The organism is Geomonas agri (assembly GCF_020179605.1).
GTDB classification, from domain to species: Bacteria; Desulfobacterota; Desulfuromonadia; order Geobacterales; family Geobacteraceae; genus Geomonas; species Geomonas agri.
In genome coordinates this window covers 1,154,358-1,179,735 of sequence record NZ_JAINZO010000002.1, presented here as the reverse complement: position 1 = coordinate 1,179,735, position 25,378 = coordinate 1,154,358, and the positions used below count along the sequence as shown (strand labels likewise).

19 protein-coding genes are annotated in these 25,378 nt (G+C 62.8%); 16 read left to right on the top strand and 3 right to left on the bottom strand.

Annotation, left to right across the window (positions count from 1 at the left end):
- Positions 1–85 precede the first annotated feature (85 nt).
- A complete protein-coding gene (gene gabT / locus K7R21_RS16505; RefSeq protein ID WP_224984370.1) occupies positions 86–1,396 on the bottom strand; it encodes a 4-aminobutyrate--2-oxoglutarate transaminase in 1,311 nt (436 codons plus the stop codon).
- 497 nt (positions 1,397–1,893) lie between these two features.
- Here gabT and K7R21_RS16500 point away from each other — a divergent pair, with 497 nt between their 5' ends.
- The 11 genes from K7R21_RS16500 (at position 1,894) to K7R21_RS16450 (ending at position 16,017) form a co-directional block, all read left to right on the top strand.
- On the top strand, positions 1,894–3,672 hold the full coding sequence (locus K7R21_RS16500; RefSeq protein WP_224984369.1) for a sigma 54-interacting transcriptional regulator: 1,779 nt from the start codon (positions 1,894–1,896) through the stop codon (positions 3,670–3,672).
- A 366-nt stretch (positions 3,673–4,038) separates the two neighbouring features.
- Positions 4,039–5,280 carry an amino acid ABC transporter substrate-binding protein gene (locus K7R21_RS16495; protein WP_224984368.1) on the top strand — a complete coding sequence of 414 codons (1,242 nt, stop codon included), beginning with the start codon at positions 4,039–4,041 and terminating at the stop codon, positions 5,278–5,280.
- A 167-nt stretch (positions 5,281–5,447) separates the two neighbouring features.
- A complete protein-coding gene (locus K7R21_RS16490; RefSeq protein WP_224984367.1) occupies positions 5,448–6,335 on the top strand; it encodes a branched-chain amino acid ABC transporter permease in 888 nt (295 codons plus the stop codon).
- 1 nt (position 6,336) lies between these two features.
- Positions 6,337–7,338: a branched-chain amino acid ABC transporter permease gene (locus K7R21_RS16485; protein ID WP_224984366.1), complete on the top strand. Its 1,002-nt coding sequence runs from the start codon at positions 6,337–6,339 to the stop codon at positions 7,336–7,338.
- A 3-nt stretch (positions 7,339–7,341) separates the two neighbouring features.
- Positions 7,342–8,067 carry an ABC transporter ATP-binding protein gene (locus K7R21_RS16480; protein WP_224984365.1) on the top strand — a complete coding sequence of 242 codons (726 nt, stop codon included), beginning with the start codon at positions 7,342–7,344 and terminating at the stop codon, positions 8,065–8,067.
- On the top strand, positions 8,064–8,774 hold the full coding sequence (locus K7R21_RS16475; protein ID WP_183344896.1) for an ABC transporter ATP-binding protein: 711 nt from the start codon (positions 8,064–8,066) through the stop codon (positions 8,772–8,774). Before K7R21_RS16480 ends, K7R21_RS16475 begins: the two co-directional genes overlap by 4 nt.
- Before the next feature lie 135 nt (positions 8,775–8,909).
- Positions 8,910–9,134, top strand: coding sequence for a MoaD/ThiS family protein (locus K7R21_RS16470; RefSeq protein ID WP_224984364.1), 225 nt, complete (start codon positions 8,910–8,912; stop codon positions 9,132–9,134).
- 227 nt (positions 9,135–9,361) lie between these two features.
- Complete coding sequence (locus K7R21_RS16465; protein WP_224984363.1) at positions 9,362–11,203, top strand: aldehyde ferredoxin oxidoreductase C-terminal domain-containing protein; 1,842 nt, start codon at positions 9,362–9,364, stop codon at positions 11,201–11,203.
- Position 11,204: 1 nt separating this feature from the next.
- Positions 11,205–14,273, top strand: a complete 3,069-nt coding sequence (locus K7R21_RS16460) for an NAD-glutamate dehydrogenase domain-containing protein (RefSeq protein WP_224984362.1) — start codon at positions 11,205–11,207, stop codon at positions 14,271–14,273.
- Complete coding sequence (locus K7R21_RS16455; protein WP_224984361.1) at positions 14,273–15,070, top strand: universal stress protein; 798 nt, start codon at positions 14,273–14,275, stop codon at positions 15,068–15,070. Before K7R21_RS16460 ends, K7R21_RS16455 begins: the two co-directional genes overlap by 1 nt.
- The gene (locus K7R21_RS16450; RefSeq protein WP_224984360.1) at positions 15,070–16,017 is read left to right on the top strand and encodes a D-2-hydroxyacid dehydrogenase; all 948 of its coding nucleotides are present in this window, start codon (positions 15,070–15,072) and stop codon (positions 16,015–16,017) included. The genes K7R21_RS16455 and K7R21_RS16450 overlap by 1 nt, the downstream gene beginning before the upstream one ends.
- Before the next feature lie 63 nt (positions 16,018–16,080).
- Here the strand turns inward: K7R21_RS16450 and K7R21_RS16445 are convergent, their stop codons facing one another.
- On the bottom strand, positions 16,081–16,389 hold the full coding sequence (locus K7R21_RS16445; protein WP_224984359.1) for a TRL-like family protein: 309 nt from the start codon (positions 16,387–16,389) through the stop codon (positions 16,081–16,083).
- 279 nt (positions 16,390–16,668) lie between these two features.
- Here K7R21_RS16445 and K7R21_RS16440 point away from each other — a divergent pair, with 279 nt between their 5' ends.
- Entirely contained in the window at positions 16,669–16,974 is a 306-nt protein-coding gene (locus tag K7R21_RS16440) for a type II toxin-antitoxin system MqsR family toxin (RefSeq protein ID WP_224984358.1), read from the top strand.
- A gap of 9 nt (positions 16,975–16,983) precedes the next feature.
- Positions 16,984–17,445, top strand: a complete 462-nt coding sequence (locus tag K7R21_RS16435) for a type II TA system antitoxin MqsA family protein (RefSeq protein ID WP_224984357.1) — start codon at positions 16,984–16,986, stop codon at positions 17,443–17,445.
- A 39-nt stretch (positions 17,446–17,484) separates the two neighbouring features.
- On the opposite strand, the gene K7R21_RS16430 is transcribed toward K7R21_RS16435, so the two are convergent.
- The gene (locus K7R21_RS16430; protein ID WP_224984356.1) at positions 17,485–18,963 is read right to left on the bottom strand and encodes a sigma 54-interacting transcriptional regulator; all 1,479 of its coding nucleotides are present in this window, start codon (positions 18,961–18,963) and stop codon (positions 17,485–17,487) included.
- 185 nt (positions 18,964–19,148) lie between these two features.
- Between K7R21_RS16430 and K7R21_RS16425 the strand changes: the two genes are divergently transcribed.
- The 3 genes from K7R21_RS16425 to K7R21_RS16415 all read left to right on the top strand — a co-directional run bounded on the left by K7R21_RS16425 (position 19,149) and on the right by K7R21_RS16415 (position 25,325).
- Positions 19,149–20,141: an amidohydrolase family protein gene (locus tag K7R21_RS16425; RefSeq protein WP_224984355.1), complete on the top strand. Its 993-nt coding sequence runs from the start codon at positions 19,149–19,151 to the stop codon at positions 20,139–20,141.
- Positions 20,142–20,159: 18 nt separating this feature from the next.
- A complete protein-coding gene (locus K7R21_RS16420) occupies positions 20,160–23,540 on the top strand; it encodes an acyl-[ACP]--phospholipid O-acyltransferase (RefSeq protein ID WP_224984354.1) in 3,381 nt (1,126 codons plus the stop codon).
- Between the two features lie 225 nt (positions 23,541–23,765).
- Positions 23,766–25,325, top strand: a complete 1,560-nt coding sequence (locus K7R21_RS16415; RefSeq protein ID WP_224984353.1) for a YiiX/YebB-like N1pC/P60 family cysteine hydrolase — start codon at positions 23,766–23,768, stop codon at positions 25,323–25,325.
- Positions 25,326–25,378 lie beyond the last annotated feature (53 nt).

The following is a 25,378-nucleotide window of genomic DNA, read 5'->3' as shown; positions in this document are numbered from 1 at the left end:
AGTGCTGTGCATCTCTTCCTCCCCAACCCCGAAAGATGCCAGACACTGCCGTTGCCGTATCTTTCTTACTGCTTTGCCTTGAGCCTTAGATCTCGGCGTTCACCTCGGCGAGGGACTCCTCAAGGATGGCCATGCCGCGATCGAGCTGGTCGTCGGTGATGACCAGCGGCATCAGCAGGCGGACGACGTTGCCGAGAGCGCCGCAGGACAGGATGATAAGCCCCTTGTCGTAGCAGAGCTTGACCAGCTTCTTGGCGAGGTCGCCGGCGGGCGCCTTGGTGTTGCGGTCGCGCACGAGTTCGAGAGCAAGCATGGGGCCCTTGCCGCGAACTTCGCCGATGATCTCGTACTTCTTCTGCATATCGTCGAAGCGCTGCTGCAGCTTCTCGCCGAGTTTCACGGACTGGTCCAGCAGGCCGTCGTTGAGGAAGATATCCAGAACCGCGAGTGCCGCGGCGCAGGAAAGCGGGTTGCCGCCGTAGGTGCCGCCCAGGCCGCCCGGGTGCGGCTGGCTCATGATCTCGGCGCGGCCGGTAATCGCGGAGAGCGGCATGCCGCCGGCAAGGCTCTTGGCGGTGGTGATCAGGTCCGGCTCGATGCCCCAGTGGTCAATGGCGAACAGCTTGCCGGTACGCCCCATACCGCTCTGGATCTCGTCGATGATCAGCAGGATGCCGTGCTTCTTGCAGATGTTCTGCACGATCTCGAAGTATTCCTTCGGTGGGGTAACGAAGCCGCCCTCGCCCTGGATCGGCTCGATGATGATAGCCGCGGTCTGCTCGGCAGCAACGTAGCCGGTGAAGAACTCGTCAAGCTTGTGGGCGCAGGCGCAACCACAGCTCGGGTAGCTCCCGCCGTAGGGGCAGCGGTAGCAGTAGGCGGACGGTATGCGGTAGCTCTCCGGGGCGAAGGGACCGAAGCCGTACTTGTAGGGCTTCACCTTGGAGGTCAGGGTCATGGTCATCAGGGTGCGGCCGTGGAAGCCGTTCTCAAGGGAGATGACGCCCGGACGCTTGGTGACGTAGCGTGCGATCTTGATGGCGTTCTCGACCGCCTCGGCACCGGAGTTGGCCAGCATGGTCTGCTTCGGGGAGTTGCCCGGAGCCAACTCGTTCAGGCGCTGCGCCAGTTCGATGTACCCCTGGTAGGGAGCGACGTGGAAGCAGGTGTGGATGAACTTCTCGGCCTGCTCCTGGATGGCCTTGACGACCTTCGGGTGGCTGTGGCCGACGTTGTTGACGCCGATACCGCCGGCGAAATCGATCAGGTCACGTCCATCGACGTCGGTCATGATGGCCCCCTGGGCCTTGGCGATGAAGGCGGGGCTCAAAAGTGCGACCCCTCCGGGGACATGCTTGTTGCGTAACTCCATCAGTTGCTCGTTACCAGCGGTCATGGGTGAAGCTCCTTTGCCTAGTAGTTGGTGACTACCGGGTCCATGTGAGGATCCCGGTAAAGGTGTCGGATCACGAGAACGGACTGCGTTCAGTCCGTACGGTCATCCCCTACTACAAAGACCGTACCAAGGTGCCCGCAAGAAGGCTGAAGGCGCTGTCATGACGATTGACGTAAGGGTAAATTCATCGGGAGCGGAACCTGGAGAGAGAGACCAAACGTGCCTCACAGTAACGGCTTATATGTATACTGGCAGGGAAGCATGTGCCGCACTCTAAGTAAGCGCAAAAATGCCATACGAGAAAAGAAAGGACTTCCACTACTGAGGGTGATAAGAACAGCTATGACTGTTTCAGGGTTGTTCTATTATTTACACTTGAATATTTGATTCATTTCTGCATAATGCGCCTCGACGGGGTATGGTATACGCCACAACTACCCGTCCTTCAAGCCCCTCCAGCCGGGTGACCGAGAGTACGCAGAAGGAGAAGCACCGCCGTGAACAACTCCCTCAACCCAGTGGAATTGATCGGTTTTTCAAGCGGAGGCGAACTTCGTTCGGACGCCTTCTACCAGGCCATGGTCAACGCCGTGGACGTCGGCATCCTCGCCGTCAACACCTCGGGCATGGTGATCCTTGCCAACCGCGCGGTCCGCGAGTGCTTCGGCGCCTTCCAGGGGGTGCACCTGAACGACGTGCTCCCCGACCTGTGGCCCAAGGTGGCGCAGAGGCTTTTGGGGCACGCGCGCAACACCGAAATCTCGGTGCGCGGCATCGAGTCCAACTTCCTGGTGCGGGTGAGCCCCATGCTGTTGGACCAGGAGCAGGTGGGTGCCGTCTGCGTCTTCGTCGAGAGCACCGAGCTCGAGGAAATGGCGAAGCAAATGGAGTTCTTCCAGGGACTTACCCGCGAACTAGACACCATCATCGACTCCTCTTCCGACGGCCTCTGGATCTGCGACGCCGACGCCAACGTCGTGCGCATCAACCCCGCTTCCGAGCGCATCAACAACGTCCAGGCCAAAGATGTGGTCGGGCGCAACATGCGCGACCTGATCAACGCCCGCGTTTTCGACCGGTCCGCCACCCTCGAGGTACTCAGGACCGGGACGCGGGTGAACCTCCTGCAGCAGCGCGAAGGGCGCAAGCTGATCACGACGGCGGCCCCGGTTTTCGACTCTGCCGGCCGCATCACCCGGGTCGTCGTCAGCGAGCGCGACATCACGGAAATCGACAACCTGCAGCGCGAACTAGAGGACCAGGAGGCGATCCGGGACCAGTACCGCAACCAGATGCTGGAAATGCAGCAGGAACAGCAACTTGAGAACCAGCAGATTATCGCCCGCAGCCCCGCCATGCTGAAGGCGCTGCGCCAGGCGCTCAAGGTCGCCAAGGTGGAGTCCACCGTGCTGATCCTCGGCCCCTCCGGCGTGGGCAAGGGCCTCTTCGCCGATCTGATCCACAAGAACTCGGAACGCGCCAACAAGCCGCTTATCAAGATCAACTGCGGCGCCATTCCGGAATCCCTCATAGAATCCGAGCTTTTCGGCTACGACAAGGGTGCTTTCACCGGCGCCCAGTCCGGCGGCAAGCCGGGCTATTTCGAGCTCGCCGACGGCGGCATCCTGTTCCTGGACGAGATCGCCGAACTGCCGCTCCCCTCCCAGGTTAAGCTGTTGCGCTTCATGGAGGACGGCACCATCATGCGCCTGGGGAGCACCCGCCCCCGGGAGGTGAAGGTGCGTATCCTCGCTGCAACCCACCGAAACCTCGAACAAATGGTGGAGGAAGGCAAGTTCCGCCTCGACCTCTACTATCGCCTCAAGGTAATCCCGATCCACGTCCCTTCCCTCAAAGAGCGCAAGGAGTGCCTGCTCCCCCTCATCTTGCACTACATCGAGTGGTACGCCCAAAAGCACAAGACCAGCAAACGCCTCTCCCGCGCGGCCTGCGACACCCTTTTGGGCTACCCGTTCCCCGGCAACGTGCGCGAACTGATGAACCTGTGCGAGCGCCTGGTGGTCATGACCGAGTCCGAGGTGATCAGTCTGCAGGACCTTCCCGCCGATGTCGCCAAGGGCGACACCAGCGAGGCAACCGCCCCGGCGCAGTGGCCGGAAAGCATGACCCTGCCGCAAGTCATTGAAAGTACTGAGCGTGCACTCCTTGCCCACGCCATCAAATCCCACGGTTGCCAGGCCGACTTGGCCGAGGCGCTCGGCGTGAGCCAGCCGACCATTGCGCGAAAATTAAAACGCTACGGTCTCGCCTGCTGATGGCGCGACCCTGTATACAGCCATTATTCACATCTGAATAATTTTACCTCCGACCGAGGGCGTCTCTGCGGGGCTCCAGCCCCCTGCTCCTCCCCCTGCGTCGGTCCGTTCACCGTTCATTGTCAGTAAGCATGCGGAGTTTCGCCAAACCCCGTTTTGCAAAATCCTCCTTTGCCGCACGGAAGGGGCATTTGGCATGCTTTCTGCTGTATACGGGCTGCCAGCGCCGGGAGGTGCGGGCGAAGGGTTCCCTCGGCCGACGGTAGCCGACGTCGTCCACCGCACCGGCCGCGACCCCTGAATGGAATGCGATGCAGGTTGTTTCAAAAACTTTTTTTGGCACATCAAACAACAGGAGGTAGCACAATGAAGTTTGGATTCGTCAGGGTACTGCTGCTCATCGCAGCCCTCTTCGTGGCCATCCCGGTTCACGCGGAGCAGAGGAACTTCTTCAAGATCGGTGTCATCACCGAACTCTCCGGGGACCTCGTCACCGGCGGCAACATCACCAAGCGTGGCTACGACCTCTGGGCGCAGGAAGTGAACGCCAAGGGTGGCATCGTGATCCAGGGCAAGAAGTACCCGGTCAAGCTGGTGTACGCCGATGCCCAGTCCAACCCGGCTGCCGGCGCGGCAGCGGCCGAGAGGCTGATCACCCAGGAGAAGGTCGACTTCATCCTCGGACCCTACTCCTCCGGCGTTACCCTCGCCGTGGCCCCGGTCGTCGACAAGTACAAGATCCCGATGATCACCGGTTCCGCCGAAAGCCCGCTGATCTGGAAGAACAAGTTCAAGTACACTTTCGGCACCATCCCGCCGATCAACTTCACCGGCGCTACCTCCATCAAAACCCTGACCGAGATGAAGCCGGCTCCGAAGACCATCGCCATCATCGGCTCCAACGACGCATTTTCCAAGGCAACCGCCGAGGCCTACAAGACCGCCGCTGAGAAGGCCAAACTGAAGATCGTCAAGTTCAGCATCGTCCCCTCCGGCCAGGACATGACCCCGCTCCTTTCCGCCGTGCGTAGCATGAAGCCGGACGTCATCGCCTTCGGCGGCCACGACGAAGAGCACGTGAAGTTCGTGAAAGCCCTCAAGCAGATCGGCTACACCCCGAAAGCCCTCCTCATGCACTGTGGCATCACCGACAAAGCGTTCATCGACGCGGTCGGCAAAGACGGCGAGCAGATCTTCGGCACCACCTGCTGGACCGGCACCGCCAAGACCAAGAGCAACGTGCTCTGGCCGAACGCTGCCGCTTACGCCGCCGCTTCCCAGAAAGCCTTCAACAACCCGGGCGACTACACCCAGGGCGGCTGCTCCGCCGCCGGCATCGCCTTCCAGACCGCTCTGCAGAAGATCGGCGCCAAGCCGGGCATGGACGAGGCAATGCGCACCAAGCTGATCGCCGCTCTCGAGCAGATCGACGTGCAGACCTTCTACGGTCGCGTGAAGTTCGCCACCTCCGGTGAGTTCTACCACGCCAACGTCGGCCTCGACCCGCTCACCGTCCAGATCCAGGGCGGCCACGTCAAAACCGTCGGTCCGAAGGCTTCCGTCGAAGCCCCGGCCATCTACCCGATGAAAGACTGGAAGTCCCGCTAGTACCTGAAGTTCCCCTGCCGGACGTTAGCGCCGGCAGGGGAACATCTCCCGCAAGAGCAACACATCGGCCAGAGCGGCCCGGGCGGGCGACCGCCGCCGGTCCAGACGGACCACAGACAACGTAGCTGCCATATTCGCTGGAAACGCAACGCTGGAGGACTTGCTTTATGATGGAACTGCTGCCACAAGCCTTGACCGACGGGATACTGCTGGGGGGGATCTACATCACCATCGCCATCGCATTCTCGCTCACCTACGGGGTCATGCACGTCATCGACTTCGCCGTCGGGGAATGGATCATGTTCGGAGCCTTCACCGGCTACTACCTGAACAAATGGACCGGCCTCGATCCCTTCCTTTTTCTGCCGGTCATTTTCGTCCTCTACTTCGGGGTCGGCTACGTGATCCAGCCGGTGATCCACCGGGTGCTTTCCGGGACCAAGGGTAACCCCTTCCTGATGGGCCTCGTCTTCACCTTCGGCCTGGCCATCATGTTCCGCGGGCTCGCTCTCACCGCCTTCGGCTTCTACTCGAACTCGATCCCGTCCGCCTTCTCGGAAGGATCGTTCGACCTGGAGCCGCTGGGGCTGACCGTGACCATCCCGACCGTGCGTCTGGTAGGCCTCTGCTACGCGCTGGCGATCACCCTGATCCTGCACTACCTTCTGAAAAAGACCAATTTCGGCCTCGGCGTCCGTGCGCTGGCACAGCACAAGGATGCCGCGGGTCTCATGGGAGTGAACAGCAAGCGCACCGGCTCCTACGTGTACGGCATCTATGTCGGCATCTCGGCCATGACCGGCGTGCTCCTGGGCTGTATCCTCTCCATCGGCGCCCAGATGGGCAACGAGTACACCATCTTCGCCTTCTTCGTGGTGGTGCTCGCTGGCATGGGCTACCTGGCCGGCGTACCCTGGGCGGCGCTCCTTCTGGGTCTGGTGCAGTCGATCTTCATGATCTACTTCAACCCGAGCCACACCCTGCTCGCCGTCTTCGCCATCCTCTACATCATCCTGCTGATTTCCCCGCGCGGGCTGTTCGGCAAGGGGGTCTGACATGAAAAATCGCGGCGCAACCATACTGGCCATCATCGGTGCCGCCCTTTTGATCCTGCCTCTCGTGGTGCACGACACCTTCGTACTGCGTGTCCTCACCGAGGGAGTGATGTGGATCGGGCTCGCCATCGCCTTCGACGTCATCGCCGGCTACACCGGCTACCTGAACTTCGGCCACGGTGCCTTCTTCGGCATCGGCGCCTACACCATCGGCATCCTGATGATGCAGGCGAACCTCCCCTTCTGGGCGGCCCTGCCGCTGGGCGGCGTCGCTGCCGCCATCGTGGCCCTCATCGCCGGCATCCCGACTCTCCGGCTCAAGGGCGCGTACTTCGCCATCGCCACCTGGGCGCTCTCCCGCGCCATCCAGCAGCTCGCCCTGAACGTTGAGTTCACCGGCGGCCCGGACGGCATGAGGCTCGAGGCGTTCCTGAACCCGCAGTTCTTCTACTACCTGATGCTGATCACCGTGGGCGCCACCTTCGCCATCCTCTGGTACCTGCTGGAGCGCGCTCCCTTCGGCCTGAAGCTCAAGGCGATCCGCGAGGACGAGGAAGGGGCCAAGGCGCTCGGCCTCAACCCGACCAAGCTGAAGATGCAATCCTTCATCCTCTCGGCGCTCCCGACCGGCATCCTGGGCGGCATCTATGCCTACTGGATCACCTTCATCGACCCCTCCTCGACCCTCGGGGACCTGGTCAGCGACCAGGCGGTGGTCATGGTGGTATTCGGCGGCATGGGGACCCTGTTCGGACCGGCACTGGGCGCCATCCTGATCTTCGCCTTCAAGACGATCTTCTGGGCCTACCTGTCCGACTTCCAGCTCCTCTATCTCATCATCCTGGGCGCGCTGATCGCCATCAGCGTCATCTTCATACCCAACGGTCTCTGGGGCACCATGGTCAAGCGCAAGGCGGGTGCCACCAGGCCCGAGCAGAAAGCGGAACCGGCATCGGAACCCGCGGCTCTTTCCGCCGTGGCAGCACCGGAAGAGGGGAACTAACTCATGGCTGAACCTATCCTCAAGGTAAATTCGGTAACCAAATGTTTCGGCGGTCTCACCGCCGTTGACGACGTCAGCTTCAGCGTGGAAAAAGGCGAGATCGTAGGCCTGATCGGCCCCAACGGCGCCGGCAAGACCACCCTTTTCAATGTCATTTCCGGCTACTACGCCCCCACCAAAGGGAGCGTTATCTTCCAGGGGAACGACATCTCCGGCAAGCCCCCCTACAACCTGGCGGGAGTCGGCATCGGCCGCACCTTCCAAGTGGTGAAGCCCTTCGCGGGCCTCACCGTGCTGGAGAACGTGACTATCGCCTCGTTCCTGAAGCACCCGAAAAAGGCCGACGCCGAGCGTCACGCCTGGCAGGTGCTGGAGACCACCGGTCTCGCCGACCGCGCCAACGTCTCCGCCGCCGGGCTCACCCTAGCAGGGCGCAAGCGCCTGGAGATCAGCAAGGCGCTGGCCCTCGATCCGTCGTTCCTGCTCCTGGACGAGGTCGTCGCCGGCCTCAACCCGACCGAGGCGGACCGCACCGTCGAGCTGATCATGAAGCTCAAGGCGCAGGGTCTCACCATCCTCATCGTCGAGCACATCATGCGCGTCATCATGAACATCTCGGACCGCCTGGTGGTGCTCAATTTCGGCAAGAAGATCGCCGAAGGGACTCCCGCCGAGGTGTCCAGCGATCCGCACGTCGTGCAAGCGTACTTTGGAGAGGAAGCGGCATGAATCTACTCGACGTCAACGGCATCTCAGTCAACTACGGGGACATCCAGGCCCTGTGGAACATCTCTTTCTCGGTCGCCAAGGGGCAGCTGGTGGCGCTCATCGGCGCCAACGGCGCCGGCAAGACCACGACCCTCAAATCGCTGTGCGGCCTGATCCCGACCGCGAGCGGCACCATCCACTACGATGGCAAGCTGGTCACCGGCATGCCGGTGCACAAGGTGGTCGACCTCGGCATCACCCTGGTCCCGGAAGGGCGCCAGCTCTTCCCGAAGATGACCGTGGAGGAAAACCTCCTGGTCGGCGCTTACCTGAAGAGGGCACACGGCAAAAGGGCCCAGACCCTGAAGCGGATCTACGAGATCTTCCCGAGGCTGGAGGAGCGGCGCACCCAGACCGCCGAGACCCTCTCCGGCGGCGAGCAGCAGATGGTGGCCATCGGCCGCGCCCTGATGCAGGATCCCCAGGTGATCATGTTCGACGAGCCGAGCCTCGGCCTCGCCCCGATCATGGTGCAGGAGGTCTTCAAGGTGATCCAGGAGCTGCACAAGCAGGGACTGACCATCTTCCTCGTCGAGCAGAACGTGCACCAGACCTTGAAGGTCGCCGACTACTGTTACGTCATGGAAAACGGGCGCATCGTGGGCCAGGGGACCGGCAAGGACCTCGAGGCAGACGAGTCCATCCGCGAAGCCTACCTCGGCTTCTAAGTAACCACTTGTAATACGGCTCCTTTCATACTACCCTCCCTCCGTCCTCACCGGGGAGCCAGGTCCTCCTGGCCACCCCGGCGGGAGTGCGGGCGGAGGGCCCCCTTTTTCCGTTGTCATGACGGGAGGTTTCACATGCAGATCAAGGTAAAACTCTACGCGTCCCTGCGCAGGCAGAAGTTCGACGAAGCGGACTGGGAGATTACCCCGGACCAGAAGATCGCGTCGATCGTGGAGCAGCTTGGACTTGCCCGGCAGGACGTGGGCACGGTCCTGGTCAACGGTCTGCACGTAGGATGGGACGAGACGGTAGCGGAAGGGGACATCGTTTCCCTGCTGCCGCGCATGGGCGGAGGGTAACTCGCCATGGGGACTGGCTCCGCATGTGCCTGTCCCCTTGCCTTACAGGCTCCCCCCTTGTGAAAGGGGGGCCGGGGGGGATTTGCTTCTCCCCAAGCAAAAAGCAAATCCCCCTAAATCCCCCTTTGACAAGGGGGACTTTTTACAATCGCCACCTAACGACCAGGGAGACCGGCACCTGGCGGAGCCAGTCCCCGCGATTCCATAACTTTTTGCGGAGCTACGATATGAGCGAAAAAACCATCAGCAACAACCCGGCCAGCGTCGCCTACCAGCGCTGCACCGTCGACCTTGCCACCGGCACAACCACCTTCGCCCAAGTCCCCTGCAAAAACCTCGAGGACGTGCTGGGCGGCTTCGGCAGGAGCTTCCAGATCCTCGCCGAGCGCGACATCGCCGAGGCCTACTGCCCGGAAAACCCCGTCATCCTCAACACCGGCCTCCTGACCGGCACCAGCATCATGACCGGCATGCGCAGCTACTTCTCCGGCTACAGTCCCCTCAAGAAATCCGGCACCGGGCGCCCCGGCGCCATGTGGTCCACCGGCAGCGGCAACTTCGGCAACAAGTTCAAGTGGACCGGCCTGGACGAGGTCATCTTCGAGAACCGCTCCGACAAGCCGGTGTACGCCCTATTGAAGGAAAGCGCCAACGGTCCCGAGGTCGAACTGAAGCCCGCCGACCACTTGATCGGCCTCACCGGCCACGCCAAGATCATGGCCCTGTACCAGGAGTACCCGGAGGCCCATTTCGCCGCCATCGGCCCCGCTGGTGAGAACTGGGAAAACAACTACATGGGCGCCGTGGTGATGAGCACCGACAACGAGCTGAAGTCGGGCGAGCCCAAGAGCCGCTTCGCCGGCCGCGGCGGCATGGGTAGCCTGATGGGGTACAAGAACCTGTTGGCCGTCGTGGCGCTGAGCAGTGACAAGCTGCAGAAGATCACCCCCGAGATCCGCGACGTGAACCGCGACATCCTGAAAAGCGGCGGCAGCGCCCGCTTCCAGCCGGCCAGCCAGGGTGGCGGCGGCGGCACCTGGGCTAACATCGAGGTGCTCCAGGTCTTCCACGCGGTCCCGCTTAACAACTTCCGTCCCAAGGGGAACACCGACGTGGAGCGGCTGTTCCGCGACGAGGTGGAGAAGGAATTCGACATCGCCACCGAGGCATGCCACCGCTGCGGCATCCGCTGCCACAACAACCTCTTCTACAAGAACGAAGACGGCAGCCGCGGTAAGCTGGCGGCCAAGTTCGACTTCGAGCCGCTCATCCTGTTCGGGTCCAACCTGGGCGTGCACGAACCGGCCAAGGTCTGCGACCTGATCCACCGCTGCGACCTGCTGGGCATGGACGCAATTTCCCTGGGGACCACCATCTCCTACGTGCTCGACTACAACGAGCGCCACCCGGACAAGCCGCTCTTCAACGGCGCCACCTTTGGCGACTACGACAAGATCGCCGAGCTGATCGAAGACGCCGGCCGCGGCAAGCTCCCCGGCATCGCCCGCGGCGTGAAGCGCCTCTCCGAGGAGACCGGCGAGACCGCCTACGCCATGCATGTGAAGGGACTTGAGCTCCCCGCCTACCTCCCGGACACCAACCCCGGCTACATGTTCGCCATCGCCGGCGGACACATGTCCATGGGCACCCACATGATGCTCGCCAAGGAAGGAAAGCACTCCCTCGACGAGTGGACCCAGGCCATTACCACCGGCGGCCTCTTGCAGGTGGGCTACGACATGATCGGCCTGTGCAAGTTCGTCGGCGTCGGCATCGGGCACGACATCATCGTGCGCGCCCTGAAGGAAGCCGCGGGCCTTGAGATCGCCTCCGAGGACATCGTCGCCGCCGTGCGCCGGGCCTACCTGCGCGGCCTGGCCCTGGAGCTGCGCCAAGGGTTCCACGAGGAAAAGGAGTACACCCTCCCCTCGCAGGTCATGAACGATCCGAACCCGAAGGTGACCCTGCCCAAGTTCATCACCAACGAATTCCTGGGTGAGCTGCGCCAGCGCGTCTGGAGCGTTTTCAAACCGGAAATGGAAGGACTGCTGCCGGTCCAGGGGGAGTGACATGTGCGCCGCCGAGACGAATGTGCTTGCCGCCGTTGACCGCCTGATCGGGGCCAACGAGGGGTGCACCAGGGACAACCTCGCCTGGCTCCAGGCGCAGATGGACTCCTACTTCTTCATCACCATGCAGGAGGAGGCCGAGGCGGTGCACGCCCTGGCGGTGGGCTTGCGGACTCTCGCCCACAACCAGAAGCTCACCGTGGCGGACCGGGCCAAGACGCTGATCCTCGCCCGCCTGAACCAGCCCGGCTCCCTGTACGACACCCTGCGTACCCTGCAGGAGCGCGACATCTCCTACGCCGAGTTCACCCACTCCAGCGGCCTGGTTCCGGGGCTGGAGCAGGGGCTCGAGGTACAGCGTTTCGACTTCGACCGCAAAGAGCACGGCGAGATCGCCAATGCCCCGGCGGTGGTCATCCCCCCCGCCATCAGGGAGGGGATCGCCCAGGCGCTGCAAAGCCGCTACCCGCTGTTCGATATGAACCAGCTCGATCCGCTGCTGCGGCTACTCTGGCTCAACAACGAACAGTACGTGCGCATCTCCCCCCCGAACCGGGTGGCCCAGATCCTCTGGGTCTTCCAGGAAGGGAACCGCCAGGGGGGGATCTTCCTCGACGTCGAGCAGACCGAGGACTTGGGCCCCGACGCGGAAACCCGGGTTCTCTTCGCGGTCGGCAACCCGCCCCAGAACGACTTCCTGCTGCAGACCATGGAGGTCTTCAACCGGCTTGACTTCGGGGTCAAGCGCGCCTACTGCCTCACCATCTCCAACGGCGTGCACCCCTACTTCCTCGGGACCTTCTACGTCCGGAAACGCGGCGAGCAGACGCAGCTCTCCAAGGGGAGCGAGCTCTTCGACCGGCTGCAGATGGAGCTCTACAACACCCAGATCCTCTCCACCGCCTCCATGACCTACCGCAGGTTCGTCACCACCCAGGTGATGACCGGCGAGGAGGCGAGCCTCGTCAACGCCTTCATCGCCTTCTGCCACACCAACCTGGCCCATCACCACCCCGACCCCTTCAGCCACGAAGAGGTGCGGCTCGCGTTCCACTCCCACCCGGACATCGCCCTGCAGCTCGCCAAGCTGTTCCGGACCCGGTTCCAGCCGGGGCTCTCCCTGCGCGAGGAGTTCTACAAGAAGACCCTGGAGGAGACGGTTCGTTTCATCGAGTCGTACAACACGGGCCACCGCTACATCGACGACCTGCGCCGCTCCATCTTCCGCTGCGCCATCGCCTTCATCCGCAACACGCTGAAGACCAACTTCTACGTACGTGAGAAGCACGCGCTCGCCTTCCGGCTCGACCCGGCCTATCTCGCCGAGCTGGCGCCTGAGTTCACCGCCGACCTGCCGCCGGAACTCCCGTTCCGGATCACCTTCTTTTTCGGGCGCTACGGCTGCGGCTACCACATCGGCTTCTCGGACATCGCCCGGGGCGGCTGGCGCACCATCATCACCAAGAACCGCGACGATTACGTCACCTCGGCGAGCACGCTGTTCCGCGAGGTTTACGTGCTGGCCCACACCCAGCACCTGAAGAACAAGGACATCTACGAGGGCGGCTCCAAGATGGTGGTGGTGCTGGACGCCGCGCGCCTGGAGGCCCACGACCTCTCCACGCAGCGCCTGTACAAGCTGCAGTTCGGCTTCATCAACGCCTTCCTGGACATCTTCGTCACCGACGGCGGCCGGGCCCGCGACCCGCGCGTGGTCGACTACTACGGCGAGGACGAGCCGATCGAGATCGGTCCCGACGAGAACATGCACGACGTGATGATCGAGATGATCGCGCGCCAGTCGCTGAAACGGGGCTACCTGCTCGGCATCGGTCTCATCTCCAGTAAAAGGGTGGGGATCAACCACAAGGAGTACGGCGTCACCTCCACCGGCGTGATGCAGTTCGCCGAGACCACCATGCGCGAGCTGGGCGTCGACATCCGGCGCGACCGCTTCAGCGTGAAACTGACCGGCGGCCCCTCCGGCGACGTGGCGGGCAACGCGCTGCGCATCATGCTGGAGCGCTCCCCGCAGGCCTGCATCAAGCTGATCCTCGACGGCAGCGGCGCCATCTTCGACCCGGAGGGGATGGACCACGAGGAGCTGTCCCGCATCGTCCTCAAGGAGGACCTGGATGCCTTCAACCCCGCGCGCCTGCACCCGGGCGGGTTCATCCTGTACCGCAACCAGCGCCGCACCGACGGCCTGCGCGAGCTCTTCAAGCGCGCCGTGAGCACCGGCCTCGGCGTCGAGGAGCAGTGGGTCACCACGGACCAGTTCCACCGCGAGTTCGGCAACCTCCTCTTCTCGGTCCCCACCGACCTCTTCATCCCGGCCGGCGGCCGCCCGGAAACCATCGACGCCGAGAACTGGGCCCGCTTCTTCCGCGAGGACGGCACTCCCACCACCCGCGCCATCGTGGAAGGGGCCAACTCCTTCATCACGCCGGAGGCGCGAACCCAGATGCAGCGCCGCGGCATCGTCATCATGCGCGACGCCTCCGCCAACAAGTGCGGCGTCATCTCCTCGTCCTACGAGATCATCGCCAACCTGATGCTCTCCGAAGAGGAGTTCCTGCAGCACAAGGAACGCTACGTGGGCGACGTGCTGAGGATCCTGGAGCAGCGCGCCCGTGACGAAGCGCAGCTCATCTTCCGGCGCCACCGCGAGGCGGGGAGCAGCTTCACCTACACCGAGATCTCGGAGGCGATCAGCCACGAAATCAACGGGCACTACGCGCGGCTCTTCTCCTTCTTCCAGAGAAACCCGGAGCTGTGCGACGAGCCGGTGTTCCAGCAGGCCATCCTGGCACACCTCCCCGCCATGCTACGCGAGCCCGAGTACCGGACCCGGCTGGACCGCCTGCCCGCCAAGTGCCGCTACGCCATCCTGGCCGCCGAGATCGCCTCGTCGCTGGTCTACCGCGGCGACCAGGAGGCCGACTTCAAGGAGATGATCAAGGGGCACCTCTTGCGCAATTTCGCCGCCTTGGACAAGGCTTTACCGACGGCATCCCAACTGCCAGCAACCGAGCAAGTCACCCGCGTTTATCAAGGAGGCGCAACCTGATGGAGTTGAAACAGATTCTTGTCTTCATGGATGATCCGAACCATTCCGCCGACCGGCTCGACCTCGCCCTCAACCTCGCCAAGCGGCACCGCGCCGGGGTGATCGGGCTCAAGGTGCAGCCGCACCACCTGCTCCCGCTGCGCCGGGGTCTCGACCAGGACACCACCGAGGAGCTCGCGAGGCTTTTCAATGAGAAGATCGCTGCCGCTGACGTCAAAGGCGAATGGATCAGCGCCGATGCCAGGGTGCTGGGTGGCGTGGTAGAGGCGATCAACCACTACGCCACCTTCGCCGACCTGGTGGTCGTGGGGCAGAGCGAGCACGGGTCCTCCGAGCGCCGCACCACCGACTTCCTCCCCGAAAAGGTGGTCTTCGGCTCCGGTAAGCCGGTGCTGATCGTCCCCTACACCGGCAAGTACAGCAGCGCCGGCGACAAGGTCCTAGTGGCCTGGAAGACCGGGCGGGAATCCTCCCGCGCACTCACCGACGCGGTTCCCTTCCTGAAGGCCGCCTCGTCTACCCACATCTTCGAGGTGAACCCGAGCCAGGGCGAGGAAGCGGACCTGGAGAGCCTGCGCCGGTACCTCGCCGCGCACGGCGTCAAGGCCGAGGTCGAGACCAGCCTGATCACCGAGCTGCACGTGGGCGACGTGCTGTTGAACCGCATTTCGGACGAGGGGAGCGATCTCCTGGTGATGGGCGCTTATGCCGAACTGCACTTCGGCAACTACGTGCTCGGCGACGTGGCCAAACACGTGCTGAACCACATGACCATCCCGGTCCTCATGTCGCACTGATGGAGAGGATCGTCTTTCTGGATCGCGGCGGCATCTCGGTGCCGCTGCGTGCCCCATCCTTTGCCCACGAATGGCAGGAGTACCCGGACACGCGCCCCGACGAGGTGGTAGCGCGTCTGGCTGGTGCCACCATCGCCATCACGGACCAAGTCGCCATCACGGCCGAACACCTGGCCCAACTCCCCAAGCTCCGATTTATCGCTGTCGCCGCTACCGGCGTGAACCACATCGACCTGGACGCCTGCCGTTACCAGGGTGTTGCTGTGGCCAACGCGCGCAACTGGTCGGTGAGCGTCCCGGAGCACGTCTTCTCGCTAATCCTTGCCCTGCGCCGCAACCTGATCGCCTACCACGAGGTGATCCAGGGCGGTGCCTGGCAGCGCTCCGAAGGGTATTTGGTTCAGGTGGAACCGATGCCGCGCTCCCTTGCCGGCGCGACCCTCGGCATCATCGGCGCCGGCGCGCTCGGGAGTGCCGTGGCAGCTTTGGGCAAGGCCTTCGGTATGGACGTGCTGCTCGCTGAGAGAAAGGGGGCGTTGGAGTTGCGCCCAGACCGGACCGCGTTTGAGGAGGTCCTGGCGCAAAGCGACGTGCTGGTGCTCTTGTGTCCGCTCACGGAGGAAAGCCAAGGCATGATCGGGGCGGCGGAACTGAAGCTGATGCCGCGCCACGCCATCCTAGTGAACTGCGGCCGCGGCGGATTGCTGGACGAGGCGGCATTGGCACAGGCCCTCAAGGAAGGGGTCATCGCGGGGGCGGGGCTCGACGTCCTGACCCAGGAGCCGCCAAGGGATGGATCGCCCCTGCTGGATCTGAAGCAGCCCAACCTGATCGTCACACCGCACGTAGCCTGGATCAGTGACCGGTCGCTAGCCACCTTGGCCGAGCAGGTGATCGGGAACGTTGAAGGATTCGTCCTCGGACACCCGCGCAACCTGGTGGTATGAAACAAAAAAAAGCCGGGCATCCCCTTGAGGCGCCCGGCTTCGTTGTTCCGATGTTGTTCCTGTTTATTCGCCGTAGACGTGCAGCTTGTACTCGCCGAAAATACCCAGGACGTTCTTGCCTTCCCAGTCGGCTGCGGAAACCTTGCTGATCCCGCCGTTTTTCTTGGCGGTCTCGATGCTGCAGTCGCCGGTGGCGACCAGCCCGAGCACGCTCTTGCACTCGGCCACGCCGTGCTTTCTCTCACCGCCGTTCGCGGTGGCCGCGACCGGAAGCTTCAAATCGGTGTAGAGGGCGCCCATCGGGAATGGCGAGGCACAACCGGACATGATCCCGAAACCAGCCAACAGACCCGCATAAAGAATCTTCTTCACTGCTTCCTCCTGATAACAAAATTTTCCATCTCACGTTCTCGAAGCCACCGCGCTGCCCGCTCGCGCAGACATGCAGCAATGATCTCAAGAACTTAACGGCAGCGACCATAGCACGCGGAGTTAACATATTCAAGTTTTCGAACGTGATTTTTCGATTTGCCTGAGGGAGGGAGTAAGGCACGGTCCTTCGCGGCGCATCGGGGGCACTCAGGCGAAAGAGGTTTTAAGATCCACTTTTTATCAATTTGACTAATACATAGAACCTGTATAACATCTGGCATGGAGAAGCGCACACCACATTACCCACTGTCGCTCATTCAGACCTTGGTTGCCGATCCGCAGAGCCACCCGTTCACAATAACGGCCTTGCGTGGAGGCTTGGCTCTCGGGCTGACAGAAAATGAGATGCGGCACGTCGTGTGCGCTTTGCAAAGACGCGATTTCTACAAGTCCATGACAACACTTGCTGATCCGAGGCAATGGCAGGATGTTTACCATGGTGTAATCGCTTCAGGTGTTGTCGTATATATCAAGGTAACCTGGCATCCGGGACACCCGCCCGTGATCCAGTTTAAGAAGAAATGAGGGGTTGATATGAAGTGCCCAGCGTGTGGCAACCAGATGGTTACGGAAGTCCGTGAGGAAACCCTCTGTTACGGAGGAGAATCAATGACCTTGACAGGAATGCAGGGGCAGTTCTGCACCGCCTGCGACGAGGGGATCTGGGATGACCACAGCTACCGGCGCTATACAGAAGCACAGGACACGTTGCTGCGCACGGTCAAAGAGGACGTCAGCGCCGACATCAGGCGCATCAGGAAGGAGTTGAAGCTAACCCAATCCGAGTTGGCGGAAGCCTTTGGCGTTGGTAAAGTCGCCTTTTCCCGATACGAAAGAGGGGAAACCCGTCCCCCCGCTCCAGTAGTGAAACTGCTGAAGCTGATCGAAAGGCATCCCGAGCTGCTCAAGGAAATGCAGGAGTTGCCGTTGCAGGGCCGCTTTTCCCGGGATATCCCCCCTCGCTCACAACGCAGGAAAGCTGTCCCCGCCCCCTAAGGCGGAACAGCCCATGCATCCCGTCCCGGCCCCTTTCCTTTACAATCCACGGTTCCCCATCTGCACATACTTCTTCACCGTGCGACGGTCAAGCTGGATGCGGCGAGCGACTTCTTCGTAGGTACCATGGGTGTCGTAGAGCAGGCCGCAGTAGGCGGCTAGCACTTCTTCGGCGTTGAGCGCTCCTTCCCTGATGCCGGAGGCCAGCCGCTCGACCGCATCCGCATCCCCCTTCCCCTTTTCCCGCTGCACGCCCTGATAGCGACCAGTGAGGATGATCCTCTTCACGGCCTGCTCCAACTCCCTCACGTTGCCCGGCCAGTCGTAGTCCCGCCCCACGTCACGCTTCAACACCTTTTGCACCAGTTGCCGCTCGCGGGCGGAAACCGGCTGCCCGGCGATGCGGCGCAGGATGGCGTCCAACAGGTGCTCCAGCTCTTCAGGTTCTTCCTTCAGACGCTCGCGCAGCGGTGGGATGGTGACCACGTCGGAGCAGAGACGGTAATAGAGGTCGTCACGGAATTTCCCGTTAATGAGCATCTCGTCCAGAGGCCGATTGGTGGCGGCGACGATGCGTCCGCTGAAGCGCTTGGGCTCATGGCTCCCGACCGGGAAGAAAACCCGCTCCTGCAGCACCTGCAAGAGCTTGATCTGCACCGGGATGCTGACATCGCCGATCTCGTCCAGGAAGATGACGCCGTGCGGCGCGCAGCGGCTGAAAAGTCCCTCGTGGTTCTCCACGGCGCCAGTGAAGGAGCCTTTCTTGTGCCCGAAGAGTTCTGATTCGAGCACACCCTCGGAATACTGGGACAGGTTGATGGCGACGAAGTTGCGAGTGAAGCTCTCGCTGAAACCGTTTCGGACGGGATCGTAAGGGATGAAGCCGGAACGCCCGATGGCGGCCGCTGCGGCCCCCTTGCCGGTCCCGGTCTCGCCGAGAAGCAGGATGGAAAACTCCTCCATGCGGTTCCACAACCCCGCCTCGAACCAGCGCACGTCGTGGGTGAAGACGCAGTCCCAGAGGTGGCGGCGTAGCGCCTTCATGGAAGGGGAACTCCCCACCAGCCCGTTCCTGATGAAGTAGAAAGCGCGGCGCAACTGGTAGAAGACGGCGAAGGTCCGCTCCGCCTCCTCAGCGGTGAGGCCGAAGCTCGCGAGCTCCTCTAGCGCCTCTCGGGCGAAGCTGACACGGCAGGGTTTGTCACCCTGTTGCAACTGCTCCTGGATGAGCCGATCAAAGTGGTCGACGTAGCGATGGAAGACGTGGAACAGGCAGAACCTGCGCAGCACCTCACGCCGATTGCCCCCCTCCCCCCGCAGGTCCGCCAGCCCCCGTCGGCGCAGGCTCTCGACCTGCGTCGTAACCCGGCTCAATACTGAGTCGAGGATTTCTTCCGATGACGCCCCCCGCGGTGCACCTCCGATGAGGAGATCAAGATCATCCCTTGTCTCGCCAAAGGGATTGGCAAAAGCGGCGCGCGCGACTGTCTCCAGGAAAGCCCATTCTTGATCTGTCATTTTTATGGAAGTCATACATTATATGTATTATGTATGTACATAAAATGTCAATATACGTTTTTACTCAACACTATCTTCCAGGCATCATTGGCACAGAATCAAGGTGTTACGTCTGTACTCTCCGCTGCTTCAGCATTGGCATAGTATCTGTAGAAGCAAAGTTATCCGACTCAGAGGAGACCGACATGAGCACGACCACAGCAAAAGGCATCATTGACATCCACTGTCACACCGCCGGCATCGGCGCGGGGAACAGCGGCTGCTTCATTTCCCCGGCCATGCGCAGGAGCTGGAGATACAGGGTGTTCCTGAAAGCCTTCGGCGTGACAGAACAGGAACTGCTCAGTGAAGGGGATGGACTGGTGATGCGTCGCACCGCCGAGAGCCTGGCCCTTTCCCAGCGCGTGACGGCGGCAGTCATCCTGGCCATGGACGGCGCGGTGGACGACAAGGGTGAACTGGACCGCTCGCAGACCGAGATGTTCATCCCCAACGAATTTGTGGCGGCGGAAACGGCCAAGTACCCGAACCTCCTCTTCGGCGCCAGCATCAATCCCCTGCGCCGCGACGCGCTGGAGCGCCTGGAGTGGGCAGCGGCGCACGGCGCGGTCCTGGTCAAGTGGCTCCCCTCCATCCAGCACTTCGACCCCGCCGACCGGCGCCTGGTGCCGTTCTACGAAAAACTGCGTGAGCTTGGGTTGCCGCTGCTCACCCACACTGGCTCGGAAAAATCCTTCACCGCCACCCGCAACGAACTGGCCGACCCGGAGCGCCTGCGGCTGCCGCTCAGCCTCGGCGTGACCGTGATCGCGGCACACGCGGCGAGTAACGGCCGCAACCAGGGGGAGAGCAACCACCGCCGCTTTTTAAGACTTTGCGGCGAGCACCAAAACCTGTACGCGGACATCTCCGCGCTGACCCAGTTGAACCGTCTGACGCACCTTCAGCGTCTGCTAAAACACCCGGAACTCTTCGGCCGGCTCCTCTACGGCACCGACATGCCGATCCCCAACACGGCGGCGGTGACGCCCCTCGGCTTCCCGAACCGGCTCACGCCGCGGCGCATGCTGCAGATTGCCGGCATCGCCAACCCGTGGGACCAGGACGTCGCCCTCAAGGAAGCACTCGGGGTCCCGGAGCAGATCTTCTTCGACGCCAATTCAATCATCAGGCTTTAGGCCGTCAGGAGCACCGCAATGAGCACCGACACCACTTCATCAAAATCATTCGCCTGGCTGAACACCACCCAGTTTCTCGGCGCGCTGAACGACAACATCCTGAAGCTCTTGATCATCTTCTTCCTGATCGGCAGCCGCGGGCATGCCCATGCCGGCGCAGTCACCGCCGCAGTAGGCGCAGCCTTCGTGCTCCCTTTCCTGCTCTTCTCCGCCCCGGCGGGTTGCCTGGCCGACCGTCTCCCCAAAGCCAAGCTGATCGTGAACGTGAAGCTGGTCGAAGTCATGGTGACGCTCCTGGCGGTCGTAGCCTTCGCCCTGCGCCTGGAGCAGGCCCTCTTCCTGGTCATCTTCCTGATGGCCGCCCACAGCACCTTCTTCGCCCCAGCCAAGTACAGCATCCTGCCGGAACTGGTGGCCAAGGAAGAACTGTCACGGGTCAATGGGGCGATGGAATCCTGCACCTTCATGGCCATCATCGTCGGCACCGGCCTCGCCTCCGGGCTGGCCCAACTCGCCGACGGGCGTTTCTGGCTGGCCGCCCTGTTCTGCCTCGCCATCGCCGTGGCCGGCCTCTTTTCCGCGCGCCTGATCGGCACAAGCGAGCGCTGCGACGCCAATCACACGGTGGCGCTGCTCCCCACCGAGATCCTGCGCACCATCAGGGGCGTGAGCCGCGACCGCCACCTCATGCTGGCCATCATCGGGCTTGCCTGGTTCATGTTCATCGGCGCCTTCGCGCAGCTCAACCTGATCGGTTACGGCATGGAGCGGCTCGGGCTCTCCGAGGCCCACAGCGGCTACCTGTTCCTGGCAGCGGCGCTGGGCATCGGCATGGGTTCGCTCCTTGCCGCCAAGCTCTCCGGCCGCGACGTCGAGTTCGGCATCGTGCCGCTGGGCGCCGCCGGCCTCACCGTGGCGCCGTGGCTGCTGCACGTACTGCCGGCGAGCCTCCCGGTGAGCCTCGCCGTCATCGTCTGCTTCGGCATCTCCGCCGGTGTCTTCAGCCTGCCGCTGCAGACCTTCATCCAGCTGCGCGCCGATGCCTCCATGCGCGGCGAGGTGCTGGCCGCCTCCACCTTCATCAACTGGATCGGCATCCTGTTCGCCTCGGGCCTCACCTGGCTCTTCAGCGGCCCGATGGGACTCACCGCCGCCCAAGGGTTCAGCATTATCGGCGCACTCACCCTGGTACTCACCATCCTTTCCTTCCGGATCCTGCCGGACTTCCTGCTCCGCTTCATCGCCCTGGTGACGATGCGTATCTTCTACCGCCTGCGCATCATCGGCCGCGACAACCTCCCGGTCGAGGGGCCGGCGCTGTTGATCCCGAACCACGTCACCTGGGCCGACGCACTGCTCCTCACCGCCACCTGCCAACGCCGCATCCGCTTCGTCATGGAGCGCAGCATCTACAACACACCGATCCTGCGCAGCCTGTTCCGACTCATGGGGGTGATCCCGGTTTCCTCGGCCGACGGCAAGCGCGAGATGCTCGAATTCATCAAAAGCGCCCGCGCCGCTCTCGACGAGGGGTACATGGTCTGCATCTTCGCCGAAGGCGCGCTGACCCGCAACGGCATGCTGGGCGAGTTCCGCGGCGGCTTCGAACGGATCGTGAAGGGGACCGATTACCCTATCATCCCGGTCTACATCGGCGGTGCCTGGGGGAGCATCCTCTCCTACGCCCACGGTAAGCTCCTGTCACGGTTGCCGGCCTTTTCCCCGTACCCGGTGACCATCCTGTTCGGGACTCCGATGCCCGCCGCGAGCCTCGCCGCCGAGGTGCGCCAGAAGGTGGCCGAACTCTCCTGCGACTACTTCGCCTCGCGGAAAGAACAGCGTAGGGCGCTGCCGGAGTACTTCATCCGCACCGCACGCCAGCACTGGAAGCGTTGCGCCGTGGCCGACACCTCCGGCAAGAACCTGAACTACGGCCGCACTCTGGTTGGCGCTGTGGCACTTGCGGATAAACTTGAGGGGCTGATCGGCACGGAGGAGCACGTGGGGCTCCTGCTGCCGGCTTCCACCGGCGGGGCACTGGCCAACCTGGCGCTCTCCATGCTGGGGCGGGTCACCGTCAACCTCAACTTCACCGCATCGGAGGCGTCGCTCCGTTCGGCGATCGACCAATGCGGCATCCGCACCGTTATCACCTCGCGCGCCTTCCTGGAAAAGGTCCCCACTCTGCCGCGCCTGGAGGGAATGATCTGCCTCGAGGACGTCGCCCCGACCATCACCGGGTTGGACAAGCTCACCGCCCTGGTCAAGGCGCGTCTCTACCCGGCGTCTCTCTTGTGCCGCGGCAACGGCTTCCACGCCGACAAGAGCGCCACGGTGATTTTCTCTTCCGGGAGCACCGGCGAGCCGAAGGGGGTGATGCTGAGCCACCACAACATCATGTCCAACATCGAGGCGCTGCGCATGGTGTTCCGGGTCGACTTGAACGACAACATCTGCTCCGCCCTCCCCTTCTTCCACTCGCTCGGTTTCACCGCCACGCTCTGGTTCCCGCTCACCAGCGGTTTCTCGAGCGCGTACCATCCGAACCCGCTCGACGGCGAGAAGATCGCCCAGGTGGTGCGGGAGCACAAGTCTACCCTGCTCCTGGCGACGCCGACCTTCCTCCTCTCCTACCTGCGCCGCGCCAAGAGTGAGGACTTCTCCTCGCTGCGCCTGGTGATCACCGGAGCGGAGAAGCTGAAGAGCAAGCTGGCGGACTCCTTCGAGGAGAAGTTCGGGGTGCGCCCCATGGAAGGCTACGGTGCCACTGAACTTTCGCCGGTTATCTCGCTGAACCTCCCCGATGTCGAGATCGACGGGGTCAGGCAGCAGGGCGCCAAGGAAGGGAGCGTGGGGCATCCCATCCCCGGAGTCGCCATCCGCGTAGTCGATACCGAGAGCGGCGCCGTCCTGAAACCGGGGCAGACGGGGATGATCGAGGTGAAGGGGCCCAACGTGATGGTGGGGTACCTGGGGAAAGAGGAGCAGACGGCAGCGGTGGTGCGGGACGGGTGGTACGCGACCGGCGACCTCGGCGTCATGGACGACGACGGCTTCATCAGGATTACTGACCGCATCTCGCGCTTCAGCAAGATCGGCGGCGAGATGGTGCCGCACGGCGCGGTAGAGGACGAACTGCATAACCGGCTCGGGCAGACCGGGATCCTCGCGGTGACCGCGGTGCCCGACGAGAAGAAGGGCGAGCGGCTGGTGGTGATCTACACCCGCGGCACCACCGACGCAGCCACCCTGGCGCAGCTGATCTCGGAGAGTGAACTCCCCAACCTTTGGAAGCCGGGGCGGGACGGATTTGTCGAGGTGGAGAGCCTCCCCATTCTCGGCACCGGAAAGCTGGACCTGAAGGGGCTCAAGGAACTGGCGCTCGCGGCGACAAATTAGTTGTCACGGTAGCGAAGTGCCGCTATCTTTTGGCCCGTTGTTGTCACAAACAAATGCCCCCCTCTTACTGCGACCTCAGCTTGCCATTCCCCTCGCCCTTCGGGAGAGGGTGGCCGAAGGGCGGGTGAGGGCGAGGGCCCAGGCTACAGGTTCAATTATCGCAACGCCCTCACCCCAGCCCTCTCCCGGAGGGAGAGGGAGTGGGAGTGCCCTGGGAGGATTTACATGAGATTTCAACACATCCTGATCCCGCTCCTTTTCACCCTTTCCTGTGCGATCCCCGCCCAGGCCGCTGACACGCTCAAGGACCTGGCCCAAAAGGGTCTTTGCAGCGAAGGCGAGTCCACTAAAACCTGTACCGGCCACTTCCTGGCGGTGCACGGCTGCGGCAAGTCCTCGGTCGAACAGGGACTGACCAAGGAGCTGACCGAGTTCCGTACCTTGGCGGAAGAGGCGCTTTCGCTGCGCGCGGAAACCATCAAGACCGGCGTGCGCATAAAGCAGGAGATGGACCAGGGCAAGCCGCTCACCGGCGACGACCTTGCGCTGATCAACCAGGGAATCATCCAGCACATGGCCTTGCGCGAGAAACTGCTGGCCCTGGCCCAGGCGCACGAGTGCTGGCTGGACGCCGACGACAAGGAACTGGCGGCGCTCGGTGTCACCCCCGAAAGTCGGCTGAAGGGCGTGATGCTCTCGCTCTCCTCGGCGCTGGTACTCTACGACAACTACCTGCTCGCGGTCTCCCTGTTCGAGGGGGACAGCAAGCTGCGCCGCATACTCAACGAACGCGACCCCGGCTACGCGGTGAGAAGCGCGGAGCTTGCCAAGGTCACCATGAGTTACGACTCCATCTCCAACCGCCAGAGGGTGCGCCGGGCCATCAAGTTCTACGAGAAGCAGATGCGCAAGTCCCCCTTCACGTCGGACACACTCGCCATGGACTACGTCTCCACGCTGATCAAGCAGAGCCCCTCCTACGACATGGTGAAGAAGTGGTCGCCATTTTACGTGGTGGGGCGCAAGCTCGGATTCTTCGGCGCGGTCACCACGGACACCGTGCTCGGGCTTGAGCGGGAAGGGACCAGCCTGTTCAGCATGATCTTCGGCAACGCGGTGGGACTGGTCGAGACCCGCAAGGGAAGGCTCTACGGGCGCGAGGACGTGCGGGCAGAGATGCAGAAGACACTGCAGGCGGGAGACATCCTGCTGGAGAAGACGCCGTTCCGACTGACCGACAAGCTGATCCCGGGGTATTGGGGGCATGCCGCGGTCTGGACCGGAAGCGAGGCAGAACTGAAGGAACTGGGCATCTGGGACCACCCGGTGGTGCGCCCCTACCAGGAGCAGATCAGGAGCGGCCACGAAGTGGTCGAGGCGCTGCGCTCGGGCGTGGAGATGAACACCATGCAGCACTTCCTCAACATCGACAGCATCGGCATTTTGCGCAAGACCGCCGCCACCCGCTCCGAGCGCGCCAACACGGTGATCCAGGCGTTGCGCCAGGTCGGCAAGCCCTACGACTTCAACTTCGACGTGGAATCCAAGGGGCGGGTCTACTGCTCCAAGCTGGTTTACCTCAGCTACAGCGGCATCGACTGGCCCACCAAGAAGTCCCTCGGCCGCACCACCTTCACACCTGACGACGTGGCCATAAAGGCCGTCAAAGGTGGATCGCTGCAGCTGGTGACCTTCTATCACGAGGGGAGCCGGGTTAGCGGGAACCAGTTGGATACCATGGCAAAGCTGATGGGAGTGACTAACGGGAGTCAGGCAGCGCGGTAGTTTCGGATAAAAAAAGAAAAGGGGACTGGCACCTACGGAGCCAGTCCCCTTTT

Bases quoted from the DNA above. Each gene is read 5' to 3' on its own strand.
- K7R21_RS16465 (WP_224984363.1), top strand. From the start codon at position 9,362: ATGAGCGAAAAAACCATCAGCAACAACCCGGCCAGCGTCGCCTACCAG.
- K7R21_RS16475 (WP_183344896.1), top strand. From the start codon at position 8,064: ATGAATCTACTCGACGTCAACGGCATCTCAGTCAACTACGGGGACATC.
- K7R21_RS16430 (WP_224984356.1), bottom strand. From the start codon at position 18,963: ATGACAGATCAAGAATGGGCTTTCCTGGAGACAGTCGCGCGCGCCGCT.
- K7R21_RS16480 (WP_224984365.1), top strand. From the start codon at position 7,342: ATGGCTGAACCTATCCTCAAGGTAAATTCGGTAACCAAATGTTTCGGC.
- K7R21_RS16460 (WP_224984362.1), top strand. From the start codon at position 11,205: ATGTGCGCCGCCGAGACGAATGTGCTTGCCGCCGTTGACCGCCTGATC.
- K7R21_RS16490 (WP_224984367.1), top strand. From the start codon at position 5,448: ATGATGGAACTGCTGCCACAAGCCTTGACCGACGGGATACTGCTGGGG.
- K7R21_RS16420 (WP_224984354.1), top strand. From the start codon at position 20,160: ATGAGCACCGACACCACTTCATCAAAATCATTCGCCTGGCTGAACACC.
- K7R21_RS16455 (WP_224984361.1), top strand. From the start codon at position 14,273: ATGGAGTTGAAACAGATTCTTGTCTTCATGGATGATCCGAACCATTCC.
- K7R21_RS16485 (WP_224984366.1), top strand. From the start codon at position 6,337: ATGAAAAATCGCGGCGCAACCATACTGGCCATCATCGGTGCCGCCCTT.
- K7R21_RS16415 (WP_224984353.1), top strand. From the start codon at position 23,766: ATGAGATTTCAACACATCCTGATCCCGCTCCTTTTCACCCTTTCCTGT.
- K7R21_RS16425 (WP_224984355.1), top strand. From the start codon at position 19,149: ATGAGCACGACCACAGCAAAAGGCATCATTGACATCCACTGTCACACC.
- K7R21_RS16435 (WP_224984357.1), top strand. From the start codon at position 16,984: ATGAAGTGCCCAGCGTGTGGCAACCAGATGGTTACGGAAGTCCGTGAG.
- K7R21_RS16470 (WP_224984364.1), top strand. From the start codon at position 8,910: ATGCAGATCAAGGTAAAACTCTACGCGTCCCTGCGCAGGCAGAAGTTC.
- K7R21_RS16440 (WP_224984358.1), top strand. From the start codon at position 16,669: ATGGAGAAGCGCACACCACATTACCCACTGTCGCTCATTCAGACCTTG.
- K7R21_RS16450 (WP_224984360.1), top strand. From the start codon at position 15,070: ATGGAGAGGATCGTCTTTCTGGATCGCGGCGGCATCTCGGTGCCGCTG.
- K7R21_RS16495 (WP_224984368.1), top strand. From the start codon at position 4,039: ATGAAGTTTGGATTCGTCAGGGTACTGCTGCTCATCGCAGCCCTCTTC.
- gabT (WP_224984370.1), bottom strand. From the start codon at position 1,396: ATGACCGCTGGTAACGAGCAACTGATGGAGTTACGCAACAAGCATGTC.